This is a genomic window from Peribacillus sp. SIMBA_075, assembly GCF_046534585.1.
This window is the reverse complement of record NZ_JAWRYN010000047.1, coordinates 16,031-37,001: the sequence shown is the minus strand read 5'-3', so window position 1 is coordinate 37,001 and position 20,971 is coordinate 16,031. Positions and strand designations below refer to the sequence as shown.

Here is a 20,971-nt window from a genome sequence, read left to right as displayed (position 1 = left end):
CCGGTACAATACCGGGACCATTTATTAGCTGCTTAGGCACTTTTTTATACTGTCCGTAAAATGGGGCACAGTTCAAATGGGATAGCCGCTTTCTTAGTTTCTTCCATCGAAATTCATGATTTTATCTTTTAAGCGGGACAGGATGTACGATCGTACGTGACTGTTTTTTTGGAATGGAATTTTGGCGATGAAGGATTGCATTTATTTCTCCGCCAATCACAAAGATCAGACCACTTAAATACAGCCATAGCATCAAGATGATGACGCCTCCTAAACTGCCGTATGTGGAAGAATAGTTGGCAAAGTTACTGACATAGAATGAAAATCCAAGTGATATTCCCAGCCAAAGTACAGTTGCGGTCACTGCCCCGGGGATGACATGTTTAATGGGAAAACTTTTATTAGGTGCAAAGCGATATAGAAAAGTCAGGACGAGTGAGATGACTGCAACCGCGATAATCCACCGTAATAAGCTGAATAAAATTTGCATTTCTTCAGGAATCGGAATGACTTGCTGTAATATATCGATGATGACTTTTCCGAAGACTGGGAGACCCAACATGACGATGAATGCTACGACCAAGCCTAATGTCAACATAATGGAGATGAAGCGGGCTTTAAGGAAATTCCTTGTTTCTTCAACATCATAAGCGATATTCATGGAATGGATGAATGCATTCATTCCGTTGGAAGCAGACCATATGGTGCCAAGGAAACCAAAAGTCAGTAAGCCGCCGTTCCGTTCAGATAATATGTTGATGATATTTTTCTCGATGACTTCCATCGTTTCCGTAGGCATGAAGGTTTTTATCGTGTCCAGGGCTGTCTGAATATCAATATTCAGATAAGGTAATATGGACAGCAGTAAAATGAGTAAAGGGAATAGTGCGAGTAAATAGTAATAAGCTTGTTCAGCGGCCAGCCCCGTTACACGATCTTCCTTTATTTCTTTAATCAGTTCCTTTGAAAATTTAATCGACTTATTCATTCGCATCACTCCTGAATAGTTACTTAGGTTATCTGCTTCTTTTCCCTCTGTTCATGTAAGTTAATCCTCAAAAATTAAAAGGAATTGAAATGGGCCCAAAGAAGAAGTCCCTTTCATGTTTAATCCGCCCGCTTGTAGAAGCTTGTAACAATGATATAACCTGCAATTACCCCAGTGATCGTATTTAATGTGGTGGATCCATTTACGCCGAAATAACCAAAAACGAGCTTTGAGAGGGGCAAATCAATTTTAACTGCTTCAGAGAAATACAAAATCGGAATGATGGCAAAGTAAAGGAATGGCAAGCCAAGGATGACTATTCTTAGCCAATTCACTTTCAAATGCCCTTTTTTTGAAAAAATTTGCAGAATTCGGGGAATGGCGAGTACCATGCCCAGGAAAATCGGGAATGAAGATTCGAACAACAAGTACCCCTTAATCTCATATGTTTCGCGGCTAAGCTTAAATAGGTGCTGTTGGTACTTTAATCCTATCAATAATACGCCCGATAATACTACTAGGAATATTAAATATCTAATGGCTCTTTTCAAAGAAAGATTCATGATTTTTGCCCCCTTTATAACAAGTATAATAACAACTAGGAAATTATGGAAGATTTTTCAGGTGTGTTATTATAGGTAAACAGAAAAAAAGCCAGACAGCTTGACTGGCTTTTTTATCTATTGCACTTCTTTTCCCTGTTCCTTTGGAACCTTAGGAGGGGTCCATTTGAAGACTTTATTTAGGATATTATAGATGTGTTTGGATTCTTTTGTAAGGATCGGCCCAAGAATCGCTAAGGTCAAAACATAAAGTGCCGCGAACGGGGTTAGTATAGGCATTAAACCGCCGGCAATGCCTAGGTTTGCCAAAATTATGGAGAATTCGCCACGTGAAACAATCGTTAAACCGATGTTTGCGGAAGCTCTGTGAGATAAACCGGATTTGCGTCCGGCAATCATACCAGCAACAAAGTTACCGATTATAGTGATGATGACAGCTCCAAGAACCATCCAGACAGCTCCACCAAGCGTCGTCGGATCGATACTCAATCCAAAGCTAAAGAAGAATATGGCCCCGAAGAAGTCTCTAAAGGGAATGACAAGTTTCTCAATCCTGTCGCTGTGTTCCGTCTCAGAAAAGACTAGGCCGAGTAGTAATGCACCAATGGCTTCCGCAACATGAATCGTTTCCGAGAAACCTGCAATGAAGAATAGTAAAGCGAACACGACGATGATAAAAATCTCATCAGAGGTTATATTGAATAATTTGTTAAGGATCCCAGATGCTTTCCGGGCGATAACAAAAAATACAAGCATATACCCAATCGCGATAAAAGTAGAAAGTAACGTTCCCCAAATGGAACCAGAGGAGCTTAATACCAATCCGGATACGACTGATAAATAAACAGCGAGGAAGATATCTTCAAACATGATGATGCCAAGGATAAGCTCCGTTTCATTGTTCCCGGTCCTTTTAAGGTCCACAAGCACCTTTGCCACAATGGCGCTGGATGAAAAGCTGATTATCCCCGTTAATATTAGTACTTCTTTTAAAGGAAGACCGAGAAGGAAACCATATACAAAGGCTAATCCGGCGTTGATTACAATGTAATACGTTCCGCCTGTCACGATATTTTTCCCGGACTTCATAAGCTTTTTAACGGAAAATTCCAGACCTAAGTAAAAAAGAAGGAATAAGATACCGACACGTCCGAGGAACGCTATGATTTCATCACTTTCAATGAAACGTAGGTCAATTAATCCGAATTGTGGGGCATGAGGGCCAACGAGCATCCCGATGATAATTAATAGTGGAACATTTGAGATTTTAAATTTACCTGCAACGAGAGCAGCCAATGCTACTAGAAGTAGGGCAGTTCCCACTTCAAAGACTAAATGGTCCATATGAGCTTAGTCACTCCTTTCGTCGGTCAATAATTCTCTTGTCAGGTTACGGATATCTTTTCTTTCCCCGGATATCACAAGGGTATCGCCTGTTTCGATGATGGAGTCGGGACCAGGATTATTCAGTTGTTTTTTTCCTTTTTTCGAATGGGCAATGACGGTTACGTTATAATTGCTCCTGATATCTATCGAACCGATCGTTTGATTGATGGCCTTGGAACCAGGTTCCACTTTGAACCATTCAATCACTAAGTCTCCCAATGACATTTCAATCGTTTCAAGTGCCTGTGGTTTATAAACCATTCCGCCTATGATGGAAGCCATTTGCCGTGATTCTTGATCGTTAAGGGTGATGCTCGATATGACGTCTTCATGTTCACTATCAAAATGGTACAATTCCCTACGGCCGTCATCGTGAATAACGATTACTAACTTTTCATCATTCCTTGTTATGATTTCAAATTTTTGACCAATACCAGGAAGTTCACTTTCTCTAATTCTCACTGGAATTCCTCCTTAAAATGTTGGTTAGAGTTTACAGAAGATAACAGAATGTTATAAGTTAACGTCAATATTCGTCTTGAATTTCTTCTCCTTGGATATGCCGATGTATTTTAATGTCTCCGATGGACTTGAATGATGGTAATGCTTTTGTATCAAGGCTAGTGAAACTCCTTGTTTATAGGCATGGTAGCCAAAAGTTTTACGCATCGAACTTGCTCCGAATTTACCCGTCAGACCTGCACCTTCCACAGCATCATGGATAATCCGGTGCGCCTGTTGACGTGTAATCGGCTTTTTCGTCTTAGGGGAAAGAAATAAAAACTGACCTTCGATAACCTTCGAACCTTTAAGGTATTCTTGTAAGGCAGTTCGGACTTTCAGGTTCAAATAAATTTGGTTGACCTCGTCATTTTCCATCCGTTGCTCATAGAACTCCTTGATTTTTCCAGTTTCATCAAGAACGTTGGCGGCGGTGATTTCGAGCATTTCATTTATCTTCATACCAGTATTGATGCCAAGTACGAACAATAAATAATCCCGACTGGAATGAGCTCGTAAGTATGTTTTAATTTTGCTGATCTGATTGATATCCTTAAAGGCTTCTACATATTCCATAAGATCTTCTCCTCTTACCAATGTAACATAATTATATTGTATCACAACTTATGTTACATTGCATGAGTTTAGTCCTGGAGAAATAATCTTTCCCAAAAGCAACGCATACTGTCGAACTAAAAACCATTTTCCTTATTCTCTACCCAAATGAGGTAAAATATATCAGGGAAGTTATTTAACTTTAAATGTGGAGATTATTTTTAGCATCATGGGAACATCAGGCTTTGTAGATAAAAAAAAGAAACCCCAAGTTGGGATTCCTTCATCATTTTAATATACGGCTTTTTGTAATTTGTGAATGACCTCAAGTGAAAGCCCTGTTCCGATGGCAACTGATTCAAGCGGATTATCTGCAAGTTGGACTGGGACGACAATTTCTTTCGTCAGCCATTCTTGTATCCCGTTGAGAAGTGCACCCCCGCCGGATAAAATGACACCTTGATCGACGATATCCCCGCTTAATTCAGGAGGACAGTCTTCCAAAGTGGCCCTGATTGCTTCCAATATATGAAGAAGCGATTCTTGGATGGCTTCCTGGACGTCAGTGGATGATATTGTAATCGGCTTTGGAAGACCCGTTACAAGATCGCGGCCCCTAACTTCCATGGTGATCACAGGATGTTCAACGAGTGCGTAGCCAATTTCTTTTTTTATTTCCTCGGCTGTTCTTTCCCCAATCAGCACATTATGTTTTTTTCTAACATATTGGCTGATATCTTCATCCAATTGATCTCCACCAATTCTAATTGAATTACAAGAAACGACGCCGCCGTAAGATATGATTGCGACCTCAGTCGTGCCGCCGCCGATATCAACGATGACATTGGCAATGGGCTCTTCGACAGGCAGGCCTGCGCCGATTGCTGCCGCTACTGGTTCCTCAATAAGGTGGACCTGTTTGGCTCCGCAGCTTTTGACAGCATCCTGAATGGCCCTTCTCTCAACTGATGTGGAACCTGATGGTGTACAGACCACTACACTAGGCTTTCGAATCGATAAGCCTAATGCCTTACTTGCTTTTTTCATGATTTCCCGAAGCATTTGCGCGGTTACATTAAAATCCGCAATGACACCGTCCTTAAGTGGACGGATCGCAACGATATTTCCAGGTGTTTTCCCGATCATGTTTTTAGCATCCACACCGACTGCCAATACTTTATTAGTCTCTATATCTATGGCCACCACCGATGGCTCATTAAATACGATTCCTTTATTTTTACTGTAAACTAGCGTATTTGCAGTTCCTAAGTCAATGCCTATTTCTGTATTTGATAACATCTAGTCACCCCTCCATAAGAGTTTGACCCCTATATATTCATTCTACCTTTTATAGCGAGTTTGTGGGGGTGGGAAATCTAGTAAATGGTGGAAATGCCGAACTGTTCCTTTCATAGAGTGAAAACATGATGAAATATAAAAATGCGCTGGCGATGGAGAGCGGGGCCAACATTCTGCCTATTGCAGCTGCTGCAAAATATTTCCCCTCATATGTGTAAGGGCAAGCTTGGATACAATTTCTTGCCGTTGACTACCAAATCGATCTGCACAATAGCCGCCAAATAAATTGGCCACGACGGCAAAAAAATGTGAAAGGATCAGCGATGATCCAAGAAAAGGAAAATGAAACCCAGGATGACCGGCAAGGTAGATTTTCAAATCATTTCCAATCTCGCAAGTCAAAAGTAATTCTCGCTTCCTCGTATTTTCCCCATCATACCCCTCGCTTCAGTTGAAAGGGTGCAAGACAGCTTTGGACCAGCTTATTTTATGTTAAGATATAGATGAAAATCCGCTTAGATAAAGAAGGTAATTTTGTGAGTGCAAATTTAATCGAGAGTAAGAGTTTTAGAGTCATCTTTACATCTTTTCTAGCTTTCCTGGGTGGATATGCGTTTGATTGCCTTGGGATATACTTACCATGGATGCTAGGACCATTATTCGTGGTGATGATTGCGAAAGTGAAGTTAGGGAAGTACATGTTTTGGTCTAAAACCTTTAGAAGCACAGGATTGGTCATTCTTGGTTTGCAACTGGGCAGTTCATTCACGAAACAATCGTTAAATGAGATGCTTGAATATTTGCCGGTTATGCTTTTTACGACAATCGCAATCATTTTGTTTACAGTTTTGACTGGCTGGTTTATAGGGAAGCGAATGGACTTATCATTGAGCACTTCCATGCTTGGCAGTTTTCCGGGAGGTCTATCCCAGATGGTGGTCTTAAGTGAGGAAATGAAGGATAGTGATGAAACGGTTGTAGGTTTCATGCAAACACTAAGGGTCATCCTTGTGATATCCATTGTTCCTTGGCTTGTGACCCATGTAATGTCAGCTGAACCAGGTGCGGTATTGGCCAAATCGGAGCGGCCGTTTTTCTTATTTGAATATGATGGAAAGTTAGCAATCATGATGTTGGCAACCTTGCTATTATTCATCTACATCACAAAGAAGGTGAATTTCCCGCTGCCTTTTTTACTAGGACCTCTCATGGCCGCAGCCTTATTTAATTTAGTAGGTCCAGGTGCCCCGCAAATTCCTGACTTTTGGTTGAACTTTTCACAATTGTTGATTGGCGCACATTTAGGCTACACACTGAAGGTTGATAATCCCCGACTTTTCAGAAAGATGTTCGGGGCCGTATTCCTCAGTAATGTCCTGTTAATTGGATTTTGCTATTATCTATCCATTCAATTTGCTCCGATGCTATCCTTGCAGGCGAACGAATTATTTTTGAGCATGGCGCCAGGCGGCGTGGCCGAAATGGCAGTCACAGCCATGTCTGTACATGTGGATTTATCCGTTGTCACAAGCTTTCATTTATTCAGGATCTTATTCATTTTATTTTTTCTATCACCCATCATTAAATGGTTGGATGGAAGAATCCATGGGAAGCAGAAACAGGGACAAAGCTGACAGGCTTTGTCCCTGTTTTCAATATGGAAATACTATGTCGAAAACTTTTAGCATGTTGCCCATAAAAGGATAGCACTCACGAGTAAAGCGGCGAAATTCACGAGTAAAAGCATGAAACTCACGAGTAAAGCGGCGAAATTCACGAGTAAAGCGGCGAAACTCACGAGTAAAGCGGCGAAATTCACGAGTAAAAGCATGAAACTCACGAGTAAAAGCACGAAATTCACGAGTAAAGCGGCGAAACTCACGAGTAAAGCACCGAAACTTAAGAGTAAATGAACAATTTTCAGGCGCAAAGCGAAACTCACGAACGAAACGCCCTAAAATTCCATTTTCGACGGAATTTTTACCTGGGCTATTGAAATATGCTGTTGAATTTGACCTTACAAGTAGTGGAAAAGGTGGGATTTGTGGTGATTTAATTAAATTTAAAATTAGTAAAATAATCCTCACTTTTTTTTAACTTCATCCGATATAAGGAGGAGACGAGACTTTAAATGAATGGGTGAATAATATGGATATAACATCAGTTTTGGGCGTAGTTCTGGGTATTGTGGCCATCTTAGTCGGAATGGTGTTGAAAGGCGTTAGTGTTACAGCGTTGATTAACCCTGCAGCTATTATGATCATTATTGTAGGGACGATAGCTGCTGTCGTAACGGCTTTCCCTTTGTCAGAATTAAAAAGACTACCAAAAATATTCAAGATTTTATTCTTTGAACAAAAATTGACAAAGCCTGAAGAATTAATAAAAACTTTTTCGGAATGGGCGGTCATTGCCAGGAAAGAAGGCTTATTGGCATTGGAAAGCATTTCGGATCAAGTGGATAATACTTTTTTGAAAAATGGCTTGAATCTTGCAGTAGAAGGTCAGAGTGCCGATTATATTCGTGATATTTTAGCAGAGGAAATAGACGCGATGGAAGAACGTCATCTGAGTGCGGCAGCGATTTTCAGTCAAGCCGGAACATACGCACCGACACTTGGTGTATTGGGTGCAGTAATCGGGCTGATTGCTGCATTGGGGAATATGGCTGACTCGGAGGCATTGGGACATGCGATATCTGCCGCTTTCGTTGCAACCTTGATGGGGATTTACACGGGGTATGTGTTATGGCATCCTTTTGCCAATAAGCTCAAACGGAAATCTAAGCAGGAAGTCCGGATTAAAGAAATGATGATAGAAGGGATTTTGTCGATCATCGAAGGGGAAGCGCCAAGGACGATTGAACAGAAATTAACATCATATTTGCCTGCTGGAGATCGTAAAAAGTGGTTAGAAGGCGATGTGAGAGAAGATGGCTAGGCGAAAAAAGAAACAAAGGCATGAAGAGCATATCGATGAATCATGGTTGGTTCCTTATGCCGATATCTTAACATTGCTTCTTGCGCTTTTTATCGTCTTATTCGCTTCAAGTTCGGTTGATGCAGTAAGGTTCCAGCAGTTGTCCAATGTATTTAACCAGGTCTTTACGAGCGGGACGGGTTTTATGGAATTCCCAAGTGATTCCCCCAGCAATGAGCCTACATCACCAGAGCAAAGATCAGGGGCAGAAGATCTTAAGAAGTTAGGGAAAAACGAACAAGAAAAACTTAGGGAAGTTCAGAAACGTGTAAATGCCTATATAAAAAAGAATGATTTATCGGATAAATTGGGAACGAACCTTACGGATGAAGGCATGTTGATTTCAATTAGGGAAAACGTGCTGTTTGAATCGGGTGTGGCTGAAGTGAAAAGTGAAAACCGAAAAATCGCTAAGGAAATCTCGGATTTACTGGTCATGGACTTGCCCAGAAACATTATCGTAAGCGGACATACCGATGATGTTCCAATTAAAAATTCCCGGTATAAATCCAACTGGGAACTGAGCGTGATGCGATCCGTGAATTTCATGAAACTTCTCCTCGAAAATAAAGAGTTGGATCCCGAAATGTTCAGTGCCAAGGGACATGGGGAATTCAAGCCGGTTGCTTCTAATGCAACGAAAATAGGAAGAGCGAAAAACCGGAGAGTTGAAATCCTGATTGTTCCAAGGGACAGCAATAAATGAGTGAAAACCTGCCATGATATGGACGGGTTTTTCTTCTTGAAGGAGAATGTATGGAAAGACAATATACAAACGTGATGGAAGAGATCGTTGTGACATGGGTCAAGGTTTTAATATCAGGTATGGAATACCAAACATTTTGTTCGTGCAGCAAATGTAAAAATGACATCATCACATTATCACTGAATAACCTGCCTAATTACTATGTAACCACGGAAGAACGGCGGAAAAGGATATTGGAAAATTTGAATACAGAAGAGAACAGGAAGTGGATCAACAAAAGAATCATCAATGCCATACACGTTGTTGGCCAGTATCCCAAACATTGATCAGGTTTGGGAAAAGAAAAGAGGTCAGGGACCCCTTATTTTTCAGATTTTAAAGCCGAGGTGTAGCAACCTCCGAAAGAATGTCAGAAATTTTAGCGGGATCTCACTCAAATGAACGGAAATGATTTTTGGTAGTGACATCTTTAAATTGTGTTTTATTCATGCTGCAAGAGGGAACATAATTAAAGTACAAAGTAAGTTCATTCGATCAAAAATTGAGGAGATGAATTTTCATGGGTAAAAATATCGCATGTGTAGTAACGAATATGTTTGAGGACTCGGAGTACAGTGAACCCGCAAATGCATTTGAAGAAGCCGGCCATACGGTTACGACGATTGAAATGGAAAAAGGGAAAATCGTTAAAGGGAAACAAGGGGAAGTAGAAGTAGAGATTGATGAAAGCATCGATTCGGTGAAACCAGAGAACTTCGATGCATTGTTCATCCCCGGAGGGTTCTCGCCTGATCAACTGCGTGCTGATGAACGCTTCGCATCGTTCGCCAAATCGTTCATGGATGATAAAAAGCCTGTATTTGCAATTTGTCATGGACCGCAGTTGCTGATTACAGCGAAAACACTTGAAGGACGCCACGCAACAGGATATACATCCATTAAAGTGGATATGGAGTATGCAGGTGCCACATATTTGGACAAAGAGGTCGTTGTATGCGGCAATCAGCTTGTAACCAGCAGGACGCCAGATGATCTTCCGGCATTTAACCGGGAATCGCTTAATCTATTGAAATAATGAAAAATCCCGGCAGCTGCCGGGATTTTTTATTTAATAAGATTTAAAGGATTCATATACTTCAATCTTTGCAGTAAAATAAAAGGAGAGACGAATAAAAAAGGAAGTGTCACGATTGATTGTATTAAAATCTGCGCGTGAAATTCAAGCGATGCATGAATCGGGTAAAATTTTGGCAGCTTGTCATAGGGAGATTGCAAAGCTGATTGTTCCTGGTGTGACAACATGGGAAATAGAAGAATTTGTCGAAGGATTCTTAAAAAAACATGGAGCGAAGCCGGAACAAAAGGGTTACAAGGGGTATGAGTTTGCGACATGTGCCAGCATAAATGAAGAAATCTGTCATGGTTTCCCCCGTAAGACCCCTTTGAAAAATGGAGATATCGTAACGATTGATATGGTCGTCAATTATAACGGGGCCCTTTCCGACTCTGCCTGGACGTATACGGTCGGAAAGGTTTCCAAGGAAACTGAACATTTAGTGCATGTGACGAAGGAATCTTTATATAAGGCGATTGAAGTGTGTGTGGAAGGCAATCGGATTGGTGATATTGGTCATGCCATTCAAACCTATGTCGAAGCGGAAGGCTTCTCGGTCGTTCGTGATTTCATCGGACATGGGATAGGAAATGTCATTCATGAAGAGCCGCAAGTTCCGCATTATGGGCTGCCGAATAAAGGTCCGCGTCTTAAAGAAGGTATGGTATTCACTATCGAACCAATGGTAAACGTAGGTACATATAAAGCCAGCAGGGATGCGAATGGATGGACGGCTTCCACTGCAGACGGGAAATACTCTGCTCAATATGAGCATACGATTGCCATCACGAAAAACGGTCCGCTTATTCTGACAGAACAATGAACGTAATAAAACAGCATCAATTATGATGCTGTTTTTTCATTTTAATCAATCGGTCGTTCCAATGAATACAAATCCTCTTCAATATTGCCTAATCTGTCCTCAATCACTTTTTTCGCATCATTAATACCTTCATTATAAATAAAGGGAGCGATGTTTTCCAAAATGAATTGCAAGTGATTTTCAGCAGCGATTTCACCGATTTCCTTGCCATGTTCCTGATACACATATTCTTGGATACGTTCGATCATCTTGCGGCGTTTCTCTAAGGGAAATTGAATGAACATTGTGCCCTCCTTCATATTTGTTTTAAAAACCATGGAATGAATTGATCCGAATCCAAAGGGAAGACGGGTACTGAAGCATGATCCCTGGTTCGTTCCAGACATTCAGGCCAAGCCACCGCTGCTTTGACATTCGTAAGTCTTTCCAATAGCGGGAGGTCACTCTCTTCTTTGATTATAATGACCTTAGGAAAGTCCTCATGCTTATAACCTTCAATTAAAATCACATCGGGGAGAAATAGACCCAATAATTGAATCAACTCAGCGATAGGGGCTTTGCCCTTGAAATTGCCGAGCAATTCTATTGTCCCGTCTCCTTCAACAAGTGAAGCGGCTGCCCCAGCCTGAAAGTGTTTATGGGAATCCTTCATACCAGTGATATTTGGTTTTCCGCCATGCCCATGGTGTTTTAAAATGGCTGTTTCTAATTTTACTGCGCGAAGCTTTTCGATTATATTCGTTATGAATGTCGTTTTTCCTCTATTTTGGTAGCCAACCACTTGAAAAATAAAGGGTTTTACCAAGGCCATTTGCTTCCTTCTTGGTCATCGAGAAGCAGAACGTCCACGATATCTCCAGTTTGAAAGCCACGGGTCCCCCCAGGTAAGACAGTCAATGAATTGGCACCAGCCAGGCTTGTTGTAATATTGGATTTATCCACACCACTAGGAATTACCTTTAACCGGCCGGATTCGTAAAATAATCGGGTTCGAAGCAGACGTGAGAATGGGTTGGGCTTTAAGAAGTCCTCTGCCAATTGAGCAGTCTCTTTTCGTAAATGCGGATGTTCCGAAAACAGCATGGTGCGGATGATGGGTCTTGCAAATAGTTCAAAGCCGACATAACTGGCGGATGGATTACCGGATAAACCGAATAAAATCTTGTTATTATATACGGCTACGGTCGTCACGCTGCCAGGGCGCATGGCCACTTTGTTGAATAAGACATCTGCTCCCAATTTTTGATAAATATCTGGGAGAAGGTCAAAATCACCGACGGAAACGCCTCCAGTTGTAATGAGTAGATCGACTTCCTCCAAAGCCGTTGAAATGGCTTCGTAGCTTAATTCGAATTCATCTTTAAGCTTTCCATAAAAACGGACTTCTCCTCCCGCCCTCCGTATTTGAGCGGAAAGGGCATACGAATTGCTGTTGCGAATCTTCCCGGGCTGCAATGGTTCATTAACATCAAGTAGTTCCGAACCAGTAGCGAATAATCCGACGACAGGCTTTTTGGCAACAGGGACTTCTGCATAACCGAATGTTGCCAGTAAGCCGATGATCCCTGGATTGATCGCTGTTCCTTTTTTTACAAGAAGATCCCCTTTCTTTGCGTCCTCACCTTGAAAAGAAACATTTTCCCCTTCTTTAAGTGAGCGTTTAAATGATATGTACTTCTTTCCATCCTTTTCGAATTCCTTCGTGAGCTCGAGCATAATTACGGCATCACACCCAGCTGGCATTTGAGCTCCAGTCATGATTCTTGCAACTTGGTTTTTTTGCACGGGGATAGTCGATACCATACCTGCAGCTAACTCTTCAACCACTTCGAATTCGAGTGGGTTATTTATGGACCCTTCAACGGTATCCCTGGACCTGAGGGTGAATCCATCATATGGCGAGCGGTTAAAATGCGGAACATCATTTGTAGCTGTAATATCTTGAGCCAAAAAACGATCTTGACTTTCTTCCAGGGGAATCAGCTCCACTTCTCCTCCTAATTTATGCTTCATCACTTTTTCCACTGCTTCAGCGATACTGATGGGCGTTCTTCTATCTACCATGCTTACAACTCCTGTCTGTTTTCAACAATAAGTTCTATATCAAATGTAGCAGAAATCTTTAAAAATTGAAAAAATCCTCACCGGAATGGGAGGATTTGAATGTTACTTATTACGCAGTCTTCCAAGTTCTTCAGCGATAGCTTCCATTTCACGGACACTGAAATTGTTTTTTTTCATCACCATTTTATAAATATCGTGCAGTTCTTCGTACATTTCGATATCAAAATGGGTTGATTTGATTGCACCGAAGTTCATCACCTTCAATTTATCCTTAATTGCTTCAACCATAAACTCGACACTTTCGGCTGTGTTTTGTGTTAAATCCATACCCCTCATCCTTTCATACGTTCCTAAATTATTTACATCTTTGCATGATTACCCCTAGAAGTCAATGAATATTCGGGTGGAAAACGAAGCTTGGGCCTCAATTCACTTTGTCGTCTTTGCGTTTTAAAGTGAGAGAGTTTGGGAAAAGATAGGAAAAAACTTTTTTAAACATTGTATAATGGAGATAGCTACCATTATCATCAACCAATATATGACGAGGAGGAGAATATATGAGCAACATTCGAGAAGAATATAAATGTGCCAAGAAAAGTAAATTTATGCAAGCGGTCTTTATCGGGGCGTTAGCAGGGGCTGCAGTAAGCCTTTTTGATAAAAATACGCGTTATTCGGTATTGGAAAACAGCAAAAGTTGCTTGAGTAATATGAAAGAATTAGTGAAGAATCCCAATGGGGTACTTTCACAAGTACGTGAAACATCATCTAAGGTCCGTTCCACTGTTGAAAAAATTTCCGATGATGTATCATTCATTTCCCAAAAGGTGGAGGAAATGAAAGATATTCCATCGCAAGTTGCGCAAGTGGTGATAGAGACGAAGGAAGTCTTTGCTGCAGAGCCGGAAGATTCGACTTCAAGTCAGGATCCGCAAGGACGGGTTTCCTCAAATTAAAAAATGGGGTGGGGGTATGGCCAGTAAAAAAGAATGGCTGAAAGGCTCATTCTTCAAGACATTCATAAAACGGTTACAGATGGATGATGTGTCGGGACTTGCCGCACAGCTGTCTTATTTCTTTTTGCTTTCCCTGTTTCCGTTACTTATTTTTTTGTTCACTTTATTGGCCTATCTGCCATTTTCCCAAGAAGATATTTTAAATACTATAAGTACATATGCACCCGCGGGTTCGATGAAAATAATTGAGGCTAACCTCTCGGAAGTGATGGAAGCGAATAGTACTTTATTGTCGTTTGGTGTCATTGGAACCATATGGTCGGCCTCGAATGGGATGAATGCAATCATTAAAGCATTTAATCAAGCATATGGTGTAAAAGAAAGTCGAACTTTCTTTATTTCCCGGGGAATGTCGATTCTTCTCACTTTAGCGATGATTTTTGTGTTTATTGTCGTTTTATTGCTTCCGATATTCGGAAAACAGATCGGAGTATTCCTATTTGCTGAAATTGGACAATCCGATGAGTTTCTAATCATTTGGAATCAACTGCGCTGGGTGATCAGCACGCTTGTATTTTTAATAGTGTTCACGATCCTTTATTGGATTGCGCCCAACAAAAGACTGAAATGCCTAACCGTATTGCCTGGTTCTATCTTTGCAACGGCAGGATGGAGCCTCGTTTCCCTTTTGTTTTCTTTTTATGTGGAGAACTTTGCTAATTATTCGGCGACATATGGAAGTCTTGGAGGAATAATCGTATTAATGGTCTGGTTTTATTTATCTGGGCTCATCATCATACTGGGCGGGGAAATAAATGCCCTGTTAAGTGAAAAGGAAAATCCAGAATGTAAATGATCTTCCTGGAGTTCCCGTAATAGAGGACTATCCTGAAGCAGATACTATTCAAGAAATGACATAACTTTTGTAGAGGGGGAGTTCTTTCATGAGTAAAAAGGATGGCAGCACAAAGCAAAAAGGAAAAAAAGGATCGAACCATAAAACATCAGGTTCAGCAAACGGTAAGAACGGGTATCATTAATGAAACGAACATAAAAAAGGGAGCCTTTTAGGCTCCTTCTTTTTCATTTTAGTTTCTCAAAAGTCTTAAGCTATTCAATATAACAAGGATTGTGCTTCCTTCATGGCCAATGACACCATATGGAAGTTCCAGGAATTGAAGGAAATTGGATGCTATCAGAATCATGATGACCGAGATCGAGAAAATGACGTTTTGTTTGATGATTCGATTCATCTTCTTGGATAATTTGACGGCTTCCGCGATACGCGGGAGGTCATTCTTCATCAGAACAACATCAGCTGTCTCCAAGGCAACATCCGTGCCTTCACCCATTGCGATTCCAACGGAAGCTGTTGCCAGTGCAGGTGCATCATTGATGCCATCCCCAACCATTGCTACTGTACCAAAATTTTCTTTCAGCTTTTTCACTTCATTCACTTTGGTTTCAGGTAGGCACTCGGCAATATATGCATCAATATGGGTCTCCGACGCAATCGCTTTAGCGGTTTTTTCACCATCACCTGTCAGCATGACGGTATGGATCCCCTCATTTTTCAAAGCTTCGATGGCAGCGATCGTTTCTTCACGCACGACATCTTTCAAAGTGATTATACCGGCAATCCCAAGATCATCTTTAGCATAAACAATTGTCTTGCCTTGTTCAGCAAATGTCAGCGCAATGCCGTTTTTGAATCGTTCGGCTTCGCTGCGGCCGACGAAATCAGCTTTTCCGACTTGCCAAAGCATGTCTTTGAAATAAGCTTGAACCCCATTACCTGAGATATCTTCCATGTTATCCGGTTTAATGATGTCCTTTTGCAACTTCGTTTTAGCATAACGTACGATTGATGTTGCCAAAGGGTGGTTTGAATAATTTTCAACAGAAGCAACATGAAATAAGAAGTCTTCTTCGCTTAAATCTTCGCGGATGATAACATCAGTTACCTCTGGTTTACCTTTTGTCAATGTTCCGGTTTTATCTAGGGCAATAGCCTGTAGATTTCCTAGATTCTCAAGATGGATGCCGCCTTTAAATAAAATGCCATGGCGGGCGCCATTTGAAATGGCAGAAAGTGTAGCTGGCATTATTGATGCCACAAGGGCACAAGGAGAAGCGACAACGAGCAGGATCATCGCTCTGTAGAATGTTTCGGTCCAGCTCCAGCCCAATATGAAATGTGGTACGAACATCATCAAGCCGACAACTGTCAATACGACTTTTACATAAGTCCCTTCAAACCGTTCAATGAACAGCTGGGAAGGGGACTTTTCGCTTTGTGCGGATTGAACGAGAGTGATTATTTTTTGAAATAATGTTTCACTTGCTGGTTTGGTAATTTCCACGGTAATCGTCCCACGGAGATTAACCGTTCCCGCAAAAACTTCATCATCCAAGGATTTGCTGACTGGTATGGATTCACCAGTGATGGCCGCTTCATCTAGATTGGTACGGCCGTCCGTGATTTTTCCATCAGAAGGAACTCTCTCTCCTGGTTTCACTAAAATCAGATCCCCGACAAGCAACTGGGAAACGGATACGGTCTCTTCATATCCTTTAGTGATGCGCAGAGCTTCTTCTGGCTGTAAGTCCATAAGCGCCGAAATCTCTTTATGGCTTTTATTCATCGTGTATGTCTCAAGTGCACCGCTTAAAGCGAAGATGAAGATCAATATGGCACCTTCCGTCCAGTATCCGATGATCGCAGAACCGATGGCGGCAAAAATCATCAGCATTTCAACATTCAATTCCCGGTCGGCAATCGTATCTTCTATGCCTTCTTTTGCCTTGGCGTATCCGCCAATCAGGAAAGAGGCTAAGTATATGACTATGGAAGTGGACTCCATTCCGTTCTTTGAAAGAGCCCAGCCCAAAACTATTAATAAACCGCTGAATAATGCAGCAATAAGTTCTAAATGAGGTTTTGCCTTTTCCAACCAAGAGGTTTTGCATGTAGCCGGTTGGGTTAAATGTTTAGTATCTGTAGTCATAAGATTCCCTCCCAAATTCTTTTCTATTTTTGTGTAAATGATATGGATTATCATTTGTATAATATCTAATTGAGAAAGATAATCAACGTCATTTCTCTGGATAAAATATGAAAGCTGCCATCGTAATTGCGATGACAGCAATGATTACAAAGATTTATTAACGTGATGTCCCTTTTGTTAATATTATATTACCACATATCCTATTCAAAAATAAAGAAGAATGATTCTAATCTAGTAAAAAATATAAAATCCCAGTTATTTCAATATACAAGGGTTATTGTAAATACCATGCAAATTGAATAATAAATGGAATTGTCCAGATAATAAACTATATTACATAACAGATGCAGGCAGTTTCTCCTTAAAAAAGGCCAATGAAATAAAGACAAGGAAAAGCATGATACTTATCATATGAAAAAAATTCCCACTGTGTACATGATCTATTACAAGGCCGCCAAAGAATGGACCGCCGATGCTGCCCAGACTATAGAAAATACTGCATAATAAATTTCCTGCTGGTAAAAGGTTTCGAGGTAACAGATCTGCCATATAACTGATTCCCAGAGAGAAAGTCGAACCAACCATCATACCTCCAAGCATGAAGCAGATGAATAGTCCAGGCACTGAATAAGAATAAATCCCTGCTAGAGAAAATATGGTAAAGCCCGAAAAGAGGATAGTCAGCAAGGTTTTTCGCCGGCCAAAGCGATCACTGATCATTCCCAGGGGAATCTGTGTAAGCAGGGTTCCGCCTGAAAATGCCGGAATTATAATGGATACCGCAGTTAAATCGATTCCGGAGCGCAGGGCGAAAACTGGAAAGTTACTATTCAATGATGCTTCGAGCACGCCAAAAGTGAAAGGAAGTAAAAAAGCGACCCAAGCTATGCGGCTCACCTTCGTAAACCTTTTAAGTGTGCCCAGAAATGATGTGTTTTCAGATTCATCCTGTTCAGGAAGCTCATTTCTAATAAGGAAAACAGTTAACCAAGTAAGAAGACTGAGTATGGATGTAAAGATGAAAGGCAAAGACTGATTAATCTCGAGAAGCTTCGTCATTAGCGGGCCAACCATGAAGCCAAGACTGAAGAAAAGTCCGTAAATAGCGAGATTTCTACCGCGCTTCGCTATTGGTGAAATGGCAGTGATCCATGTCTGGGTAGCAAAGTGGAGTGTATGATCGCCGATTCCAATGAAGAAACGTAGTAAGAACCAAAACCAGAATGATTTCCAAACAGGAAATAAGGCAAGAGAGAGAATGACCGTTATCCCGCCAAATAATATCAATGGTTTATACCCATATTTACGGAGTGGCGCTTCCATAAAAGGAGAAATCAACAGAATCCCAATATAAAGGGAGGCGGCATGAAACCCGTTTAAGGATGAACTAATTCCGTCATTTTCAAAAATGATGGCAATGATCGGCAGAAGCATTCCTTGAGAAAAGCCTGATATGCCGACAATAAAGATTAAAACACTTAAAAGCAGTTTATTATTCATAAAATCATGTCTCCTAAGAAATGTGTACAATTTTGATGTTACATCTTAGAAAGAGGATTAAGCAATAGGGATTTGGGTAAATATTGACAAGAAGAGGAGCGGTGAAAAATTTTCCTTTGTCTTTGCCCGAAGTTTATGTATGATAGTTTTTGTTATATGAAAAGAACTATAGGATTGTGAGGAGAAGTATCGTGAATAAATTATTTTTGGGGCTTGTACTATTAGGCGTCCCATTATCTGTCCTTGGGTCTTTATTGCATTGGCCGAGCGTAATCATGTTCATAGTATATTGCTTAACAATCGTCGCGCTTGCAGGCTTCATGGGCAGGGCGACTGAAAGCTTAGCGATTGTTATGGGACCAAGGATTGGCGGTCTATTGAATGCAACCTTTGGTAATGCAGTTGAATTGATCATATCGGTCTTTTCGTTAAAGGCGGGGCTGGTTGGTGTTGTATTGGCGTCTTTGACTGGTTCCGTTTTAGGAAACTTATTGTTGGTGGCTGGCCTTTCGTTCTTCATCGGAGGGACCAAATACAAACGGCAGAAATTTAATGTTTTTGATGCCAGGCATAATGCCGGGCTGTTAATATTTGCAGTTATTGTAGCCTTCGTCATACCGGAAGTATTCACACAAAACATGAGTGAGTCAAGTACGATGTCGTTAAGTGTCGGAATTTCCATCATTTTGATCTTATTATATCTTGCTGCATTATTCTTTAAATTGGTTACTCACCGCGGGGTATATCAGCATAACCAGAAAACGAAGGAACATGAAGAGGAAGAACCGGAATGGAGTAAGAAAAAGGCAATTATAATACTTGCTGCCGCTACATTGGCTGTTGCGTTCGTATCGGAGAAGCTTGTACATACCTTCAGCGAAGTGGGGGAAACCTTCGGATGGACAGAGTTATTCATCGGTGTCATTATCGTTGCGATCGTGGGTAACGCGGCAGAGCATGCGTCCGCCGTCATGATGGCCTATAAAAATAAAATGGATGTTGCTGTGGAGATTGCCGTTGGTTCCACACTTCAAGTAGCGATGTTCGTAGCTCCTGTACTAGTATTGATTTCGTTAATGTATCCAACTCATATGCCGCTAATTTTCACATGGCCAGAACTGATTTCAATGGTTTCAGCAGTCTTTCTGATGATCATGATTTCGAATGACGGGGAAACGAACTGGTTTGAAGGCCTTACCCTATTGGCTGCCTACTTCATCATGGGGATTGGATTTTACTTATTATAATAATGCAGGCCTTCCGATGCGGAAGGTCTTCTTTTATATAAATAAAAATGACTCTGCTCAGGTTAGATTTAGCAGAGTCATTTCTATATTAGTAAATTACCATTCATAAGTTTTTCCAAAATTTTTCATCATGCTTTTGTAAAAGTTGAGAAAATATTCTAGAGTGTTACACCATCCTTTTACATCAGATTTAAGTATGGGCGAATTCGTTTTCTGTCATCCTTTAAAAGGGTGTCATGGATTGTTCGATAAGCATACCTCCTGAAAGTGTAATAGGTATGAACGATTTCGCCTCCTTTTTATAATGTAAATTAAGTATAACCGATTCCGATTAAAAAGTAAATATTCTGAACTTTAAAAATATATTACAAATTCGACAGCAGAATGAAATGTATAGAATGTTGGCTAAAAACAAAATCTATAAACAAAATGATTGAACCCCTCAAAAGGAGAGCGACAGCATGAAAAGAATTATTCTTATTACGATGATTGCCCTAATTGCCTTCATTCAGGCGAATGTAAGTTTTGCAGCCAATAAACCAGGAGATAAAGCAACTCCGAAAAAGGTGAATATCCCGCCTTCCGTATTGAATATTGCAAAGGAGAATACGTATCCGAACTCGACTCAGGATCTTCCAATGCTGCAGCCGAGTAAGTTTGCCAAACAATTGATCGATTCGTCGGATATAAAGATTGAAAATCCAGAACTCATTCATATGTTGAATGAATCAGCAATTGCAAAGGCTCCGCTTGCTTTTGGTTACAGGGCGACCATATACCTTGGTCATTGGGCATTGAATTATGAGTCTTCGGAAACGGCCCCAAACTGGGAATACCAAAAGATCAATATGAATTACTATGATAATCGCGGCGGTGAAGTTCCATACAGGATCCGTTACATCCAGGAGAGTCAGAAGGCAGTGAGCGGCGGTCTTACCGCGAAAATCCCTAAGGCTGAGGATGTTCAAAAGATGATGCTGTTAAAAGCCACAGAAAAGACCAATTTGCCATTGGCTTTCGAAACGATCATCGGAGCTGGTACGAAAAAAGATGAGGTATACAATGTGGCTTCAAATAGGATTGGTTACTTATCCAGTTATGCTTCTGCAGTCAATGAAAAAGGAAAGGTCACATATGGGGAAGTATATTTGAACCTAAAAGGAAATAAGCGAACCATAACGATCAAGAACATCACTTCTCAAGGCATCGGTGCATGGATACCGGTTCAGGACCATGTTTCCTTCAGCTTTACTGTCTCTCAGCAACCTAGGTAAAAAGAAAA

24 protein-coding genes are annotated in these 20,971 nt (G+C 40.9%); 10 read left to right on the top strand and 14 right to left on the bottom strand.

The window, feature by feature from the left end:
• Positions 1-121 precede the first annotated feature (121 nt).
• The 7 genes from SB775_RS23245 to SB775_RS23215 all read right to left on the bottom strand — a co-directional run bounded on the left by SB775_RS23245 (position 122) and on the right by SB775_RS23215 (position 5,694).
• On the bottom strand, positions 122-988 hold the full coding sequence (locus tag SB775_RS23245) for a YihY/virulence factor BrkB family protein (protein WP_061461479.1): 867 nt from the start codon (positions 986-988) through the stop codon (positions 122-124).
• Between the two features lie 119 nt (positions 989-1,107).
• Positions 1,108-1,551, bottom strand: a complete 444-nt coding sequence (locus SB775_RS23240; RefSeq protein WP_410863552.1) for a hypothetical protein — start codon at positions 1,549-1,551, stop codon at positions 1,108-1,110.
• Between the two features lie 117 nt (positions 1,552-1,668).
• On the bottom strand, positions 1,669-2,895 hold the full coding sequence (locus SB775_RS23235; RefSeq protein ID WP_125162353.1) for a cation:proton antiporter: 1,227 nt from the start codon (positions 2,893-2,895) through the stop codon (positions 1,669-1,671).
• Positions 2,896-2,901: 6 nt separating this feature from the next.
• A complete protein-coding gene (locus SB775_RS23230) occupies positions 2,902-3,399 on the bottom strand; it encodes a cation:proton antiporter regulatory subunit (RefSeq protein ID WP_061461485.1) in 498 nt (165 codons plus the stop codon).
• 51 nt (positions 3,400-3,450) lie between these two features.
• Positions 3,451-4,014: a tyrosine-type recombinase/integrase gene (locus tag SB775_RS23225; protein ID WP_061461487.1), complete on the bottom strand. Its 564-nt coding sequence runs from the start codon at positions 4,012-4,014 to the stop codon at positions 3,451-3,453.
• 270 nt (positions 4,015-4,284) lie between these two features.
• On the bottom strand, positions 4,285-5,292 hold the full coding sequence (gene mreBH, locus SB775_RS23220) for a rod-share determining protein MreBH (RefSeq protein ID WP_089362609.1): 1,008 nt from the start codon (positions 5,290-5,292) through the stop codon (positions 4,285-4,287).
• A gap of 177 nt (positions 5,293-5,469) precedes the next feature.
• On the bottom strand, positions 5,470-5,694 hold the full coding sequence (locus SB775_RS23215; protein ID WP_410863549.1) for a hypothetical protein: 225 nt from the start codon (positions 5,692-5,694) through the stop codon (positions 5,470-5,472).
• 134 nt (positions 5,695-5,828) lie between these two features.
• On the opposite strand from SB775_RS23215, the gene SB775_RS23210 reads away from it, so the two are divergent.
• On the top strand, positions 5,829-6,926 hold the full coding sequence (locus tag SB775_RS23210; protein ID WP_410863547.1) for an AbrB family transcriptional regulator: 1,098 nt from the start codon (positions 5,829-5,831) through the stop codon (positions 6,924-6,926).
• Positions 6,927-6,973: 47 nt separating this feature from the next.
• Here SB775_RS23210 and SB775_RS23205 read toward each other — a convergent pair whose 3' ends face one another.
• A complete protein-coding gene (locus SB775_RS23205) occupies positions 6,974-7,234 on the bottom strand; it encodes a hypothetical protein (RefSeq protein WP_410863545.1) in 261 nt (86 codons plus the stop codon).
• A 206-nt stretch (positions 7,235-7,440) separates the two neighbouring features.
• Between SB775_RS23205 and motA the strand changes: the two genes are divergently transcribed.
• From motA to map, 5 genes are all read left to right on the top strand, one after another.
• Positions 7,441-8,232: a flagellar motor stator protein MotA gene (gene motA, locus SB775_RS23200; RefSeq protein WP_410863543.1), complete on the top strand. Its 792-nt coding sequence runs from the start codon at positions 7,441-7,443 to the stop codon at positions 8,230-8,232.
• A complete protein-coding gene (gene motB / locus SB775_RS23195) occupies positions 8,225-8,977 on the top strand; it encodes a flagellar motor protein MotB (RefSeq protein ID WP_410863542.1) in 753 nt (250 codons plus the stop codon). Before motA ends, motB begins: the two co-directional genes overlap by 8 nt.
• Before the next feature lie 50 nt (positions 8,978-9,027).
• Positions 9,028-9,303, top strand: coding sequence for a late competence development ComFB family protein (locus SB775_RS23190; RefSeq protein WP_410863540.1), 276 nt, complete (start codon positions 9,028-9,030; stop codon positions 9,301-9,303).
• 233 nt (positions 9,304-9,536) lie between these two features.
• Positions 9,537-10,052: a type 1 glutamine amidotransferase domain-containing protein gene (locus tag SB775_RS23185; RefSeq protein ID WP_317777268.1), complete on the top strand. Its 516-nt coding sequence runs from the start codon at positions 9,537-9,539 to the stop codon at positions 10,050-10,052.
• 115 nt (positions 10,053-10,167) lie between these two features.
• Positions 10,168-10,914, top strand: a complete 747-nt coding sequence (gene map / locus SB775_RS23180) for a type I methionyl aminopeptidase (RefSeq protein ID WP_410863539.1) — start codon at positions 10,168-10,170, stop codon at positions 10,912-10,914.
• A gap of 41 nt (positions 10,915-10,955) precedes the next feature.
• On the opposite strand, the gene SB775_RS23175 is transcribed toward map, so the two are convergent.
• The 4 genes from SB775_RS23175 to SB775_RS23160 all read right to left on the bottom strand — a co-directional run bounded on the left by SB775_RS23175 (position 10,956) and on the right by SB775_RS23160 (position 13,305).
• Positions 10,956-11,198 (bottom strand): DUF2164 domain-containing protein, encoded by a 243-nt coding sequence (locus tag SB775_RS23175; RefSeq protein WP_089362615.1) that lies wholly within the window; start codon positions 11,196-11,198, stop codon positions 10,956-10,958.
• A gap of 11 nt (positions 11,199-11,209) precedes the next feature.
• Entirely contained in the window at positions 11,210-11,725 is a 516-nt protein-coding gene (mobB, locus tag SB775_RS23170; protein WP_410863537.1) for a molybdopterin-guanine dinucleotide biosynthesis protein B, read from the bottom strand.
• Positions 11,713-12,978 carry a molybdopterin molybdotransferase MoeA gene (locus SB775_RS23165; RefSeq protein ID WP_410863535.1) on the bottom strand — a complete coding sequence of 422 codons (1,266 nt, stop codon included), beginning with the start codon at positions 12,976-12,978 and terminating at the stop codon, positions 11,713-11,715. The genes mobB and SB775_RS23165 overlap by 13 nt, the downstream gene beginning before the upstream one ends.
• Before the next feature lie 102 nt (positions 12,979-13,080).
• Positions 13,081-13,305: a DUF1128 domain-containing protein gene (locus SB775_RS23160; RefSeq protein WP_061461507.1), complete on the bottom strand. Its 225-nt coding sequence runs from the start codon at positions 13,303-13,305 to the stop codon at positions 13,081-13,083.
• A 230-nt stretch (positions 13,306-13,535) separates the two neighbouring features.
• On the opposite strand from SB775_RS23160, the gene SB775_RS23155 reads away from it, so the two are divergent.
• Both SB775_RS23155 and SB775_RS23150 read left to right on the top strand, forming a co-directional pair.
• Positions 13,536-13,934, top strand: a complete 399-nt coding sequence (locus tag SB775_RS23155; RefSeq protein ID WP_284471877.1) for a YtxH domain-containing protein — start codon at positions 13,536-13,538, stop codon at positions 13,932-13,934.
• A gap of 16 nt (positions 13,935-13,950) precedes the next feature.
• Complete coding sequence (locus tag SB775_RS23150) at positions 13,951-14,790, top strand: YihY/virulence factor BrkB family protein (protein WP_061461511.1); 840 nt, start codon at positions 13,951-13,953, stop codon at positions 14,788-14,790.
• Positions 14,791-15,022: 232 nt separating this feature from the next.
• Here the strand turns inward: SB775_RS23150 and SB775_RS23145 are convergent, their stop codons facing one another.
• Together SB775_RS23145 and SB775_RS23140 are read right to left on the bottom strand one after the other, a co-directional pair.
• Positions 15,023-16,942, bottom strand: coding sequence for a heavy metal translocating P-type ATPase (locus tag SB775_RS23145; protein WP_410863533.1), 1,920 nt, complete (start codon positions 16,940-16,942; stop codon positions 15,023-15,025).
• 333 nt (positions 16,943-17,275) lie between these two features.
• On the bottom strand, positions 17,276-18,442 hold the full coding sequence (locus SB775_RS23140) for an MFS transporter (protein WP_410863531.1): 1,167 nt from the start codon (positions 18,440-18,442) through the stop codon (positions 17,276-17,278).
• Between the two features lie 188 nt (positions 18,443-18,630).
• On the opposite strand from SB775_RS23140, the gene cax reads away from it, so the two are divergent.
• Together cax and SB775_RS23130 are read left to right on the top strand one after the other, a co-directional pair.
• On the top strand, positions 18,631-19,689 hold the full coding sequence (gene cax, locus SB775_RS23135; RefSeq protein ID WP_410863554.1) for a calcium/proton exchanger: 1,059 nt from the start codon (positions 18,631-18,633) through the stop codon (positions 19,687-19,689).
• Positions 19,690-20,150: 461 nt separating this feature from the next.
• Entirely contained in the window at positions 20,151-20,963 is an 813-nt protein-coding gene (locus SB775_RS23130) for a YfkD famly protein (RefSeq protein ID WP_410863529.1), read from the top strand.
• Positions 20,964-20,971 lie beyond the last annotated feature (8 nt).

What these genes read in the sequence shown, in the direction of transcription:
- SB775_RS23140 (WP_410863531.1), bottom strand. Translation starts at nt 18,442, where the DNA reads ATGAATAATAAACTGCTTTTAAGTGTTTTAATCTTTATTGTCGGCATA.
- mobB (WP_410863537.1), bottom strand. Translation starts at nt 11,725, where the DNA reads ATGGCCTTGGTAAAACCCTTTATTTTTCAAGTGGTTGGCTACCAAAAT.
- SB775_RS23190 (WP_410863540.1), top strand. Translation starts at nt 9,028, where the DNA reads ATGGAAAGACAATATACAAACGTGATGGAAGAGATCGTTGTGACATGG.
- motB (WP_410863542.1), top strand. Translation starts at nt 8,225, where the DNA reads ATGGCTAGGCGAAAAAAGAAACAAAGGCATGAAGAGCATATCGATGAA.
- SB775_RS23160 (WP_061461507.1), bottom strand. Translation starts at nt 13,305, where the DNA reads ATGGATTTAACACAAAACACAGCCGAAAGTGTCGAGTTTATGGTTGAA.
- SB775_RS23185 (WP_317777268.1), top strand. Translation starts at nt 9,537, where the DNA reads ATGGGTAAAAATATCGCATGTGTAGTAACGAATATGTTTGAGGACTCG.
- SB775_RS23130 (WP_410863529.1), top strand. Translation starts at nt 20,151, where the DNA reads ATGAAAAGAATTATTCTTATTACGATGATTGCCCTAATTGCCTTCATT.
- SB775_RS23175 (WP_089362615.1), bottom strand. Translation starts at nt 11,198, where the DNA reads ATGTTCATTCAATTTCCCTTAGAGAAACGCCGCAAGATGATCGAACGT.
- SB775_RS23235 (WP_125162353.1), bottom strand. Translation starts at nt 2,895, where the DNA reads ATGGACCATTTAGTCTTTGAAGTGGGAACTGCCCTACTTCTAGTAGCA.
- SB775_RS23225 (WP_061461487.1), bottom strand. Translation starts at nt 4,014, where the DNA reads ATGGAATATGTAGAAGCCTTTAAGGATATCAATCAGATCAGCAAAATT.
- SB775_RS23150 (WP_061461511.1), top strand. Translation starts at nt 13,951, where the DNA reads ATGGCCAGTAAAAAAGAATGGCTGAAAGGCTCATTCTTCAAGACATTC.
- SB775_RS23155 (WP_284471877.1), top strand. Translation starts at nt 13,536, where the DNA reads ATGAGCAACATTCGAGAAGAATATAAATGTGCCAAGAAAAGTAAATTT.
- SB775_RS23245 (WP_061461479.1), bottom strand. Translation starts at nt 988, where the DNA reads ATGAATAAGTCGATTAAATTTTCAAAGGAACTGATTAAAGAAATAAAG.
- SB775_RS23145 (WP_410863533.1), bottom strand. Translation starts at nt 16,942, where the DNA reads ATGACTACAGATACTAAACATTTAACCCAACCGGCTACATGCAAAACC.
- motA (WP_410863543.1), top strand. Translation starts at nt 7,441, where the DNA reads ATGGATATAACATCAGTTTTGGGCGTAGTTCTGGGTATTGTGGCCATC.
- SB775_RS23165 (WP_410863535.1), bottom strand. Translation starts at nt 12,978, where the DNA reads ATGGTAGATAGAAGAACGCCCATCAGTATCGCTGAAGCAGTGGAAAAA.
- SB775_RS23240 (WP_410863552.1), bottom strand. Translation starts at nt 1,551, where the DNA reads ATGAATCTTTCTTTGAAAAGAGCCATTAGATATTTAATATTCCTAGTA.
- mreBH (WP_089362609.1), bottom strand. Translation starts at nt 5,292, where the DNA reads ATGTTATCAAATACAGAAATAGGCATTGACTTAGGAACTGCAAATACG.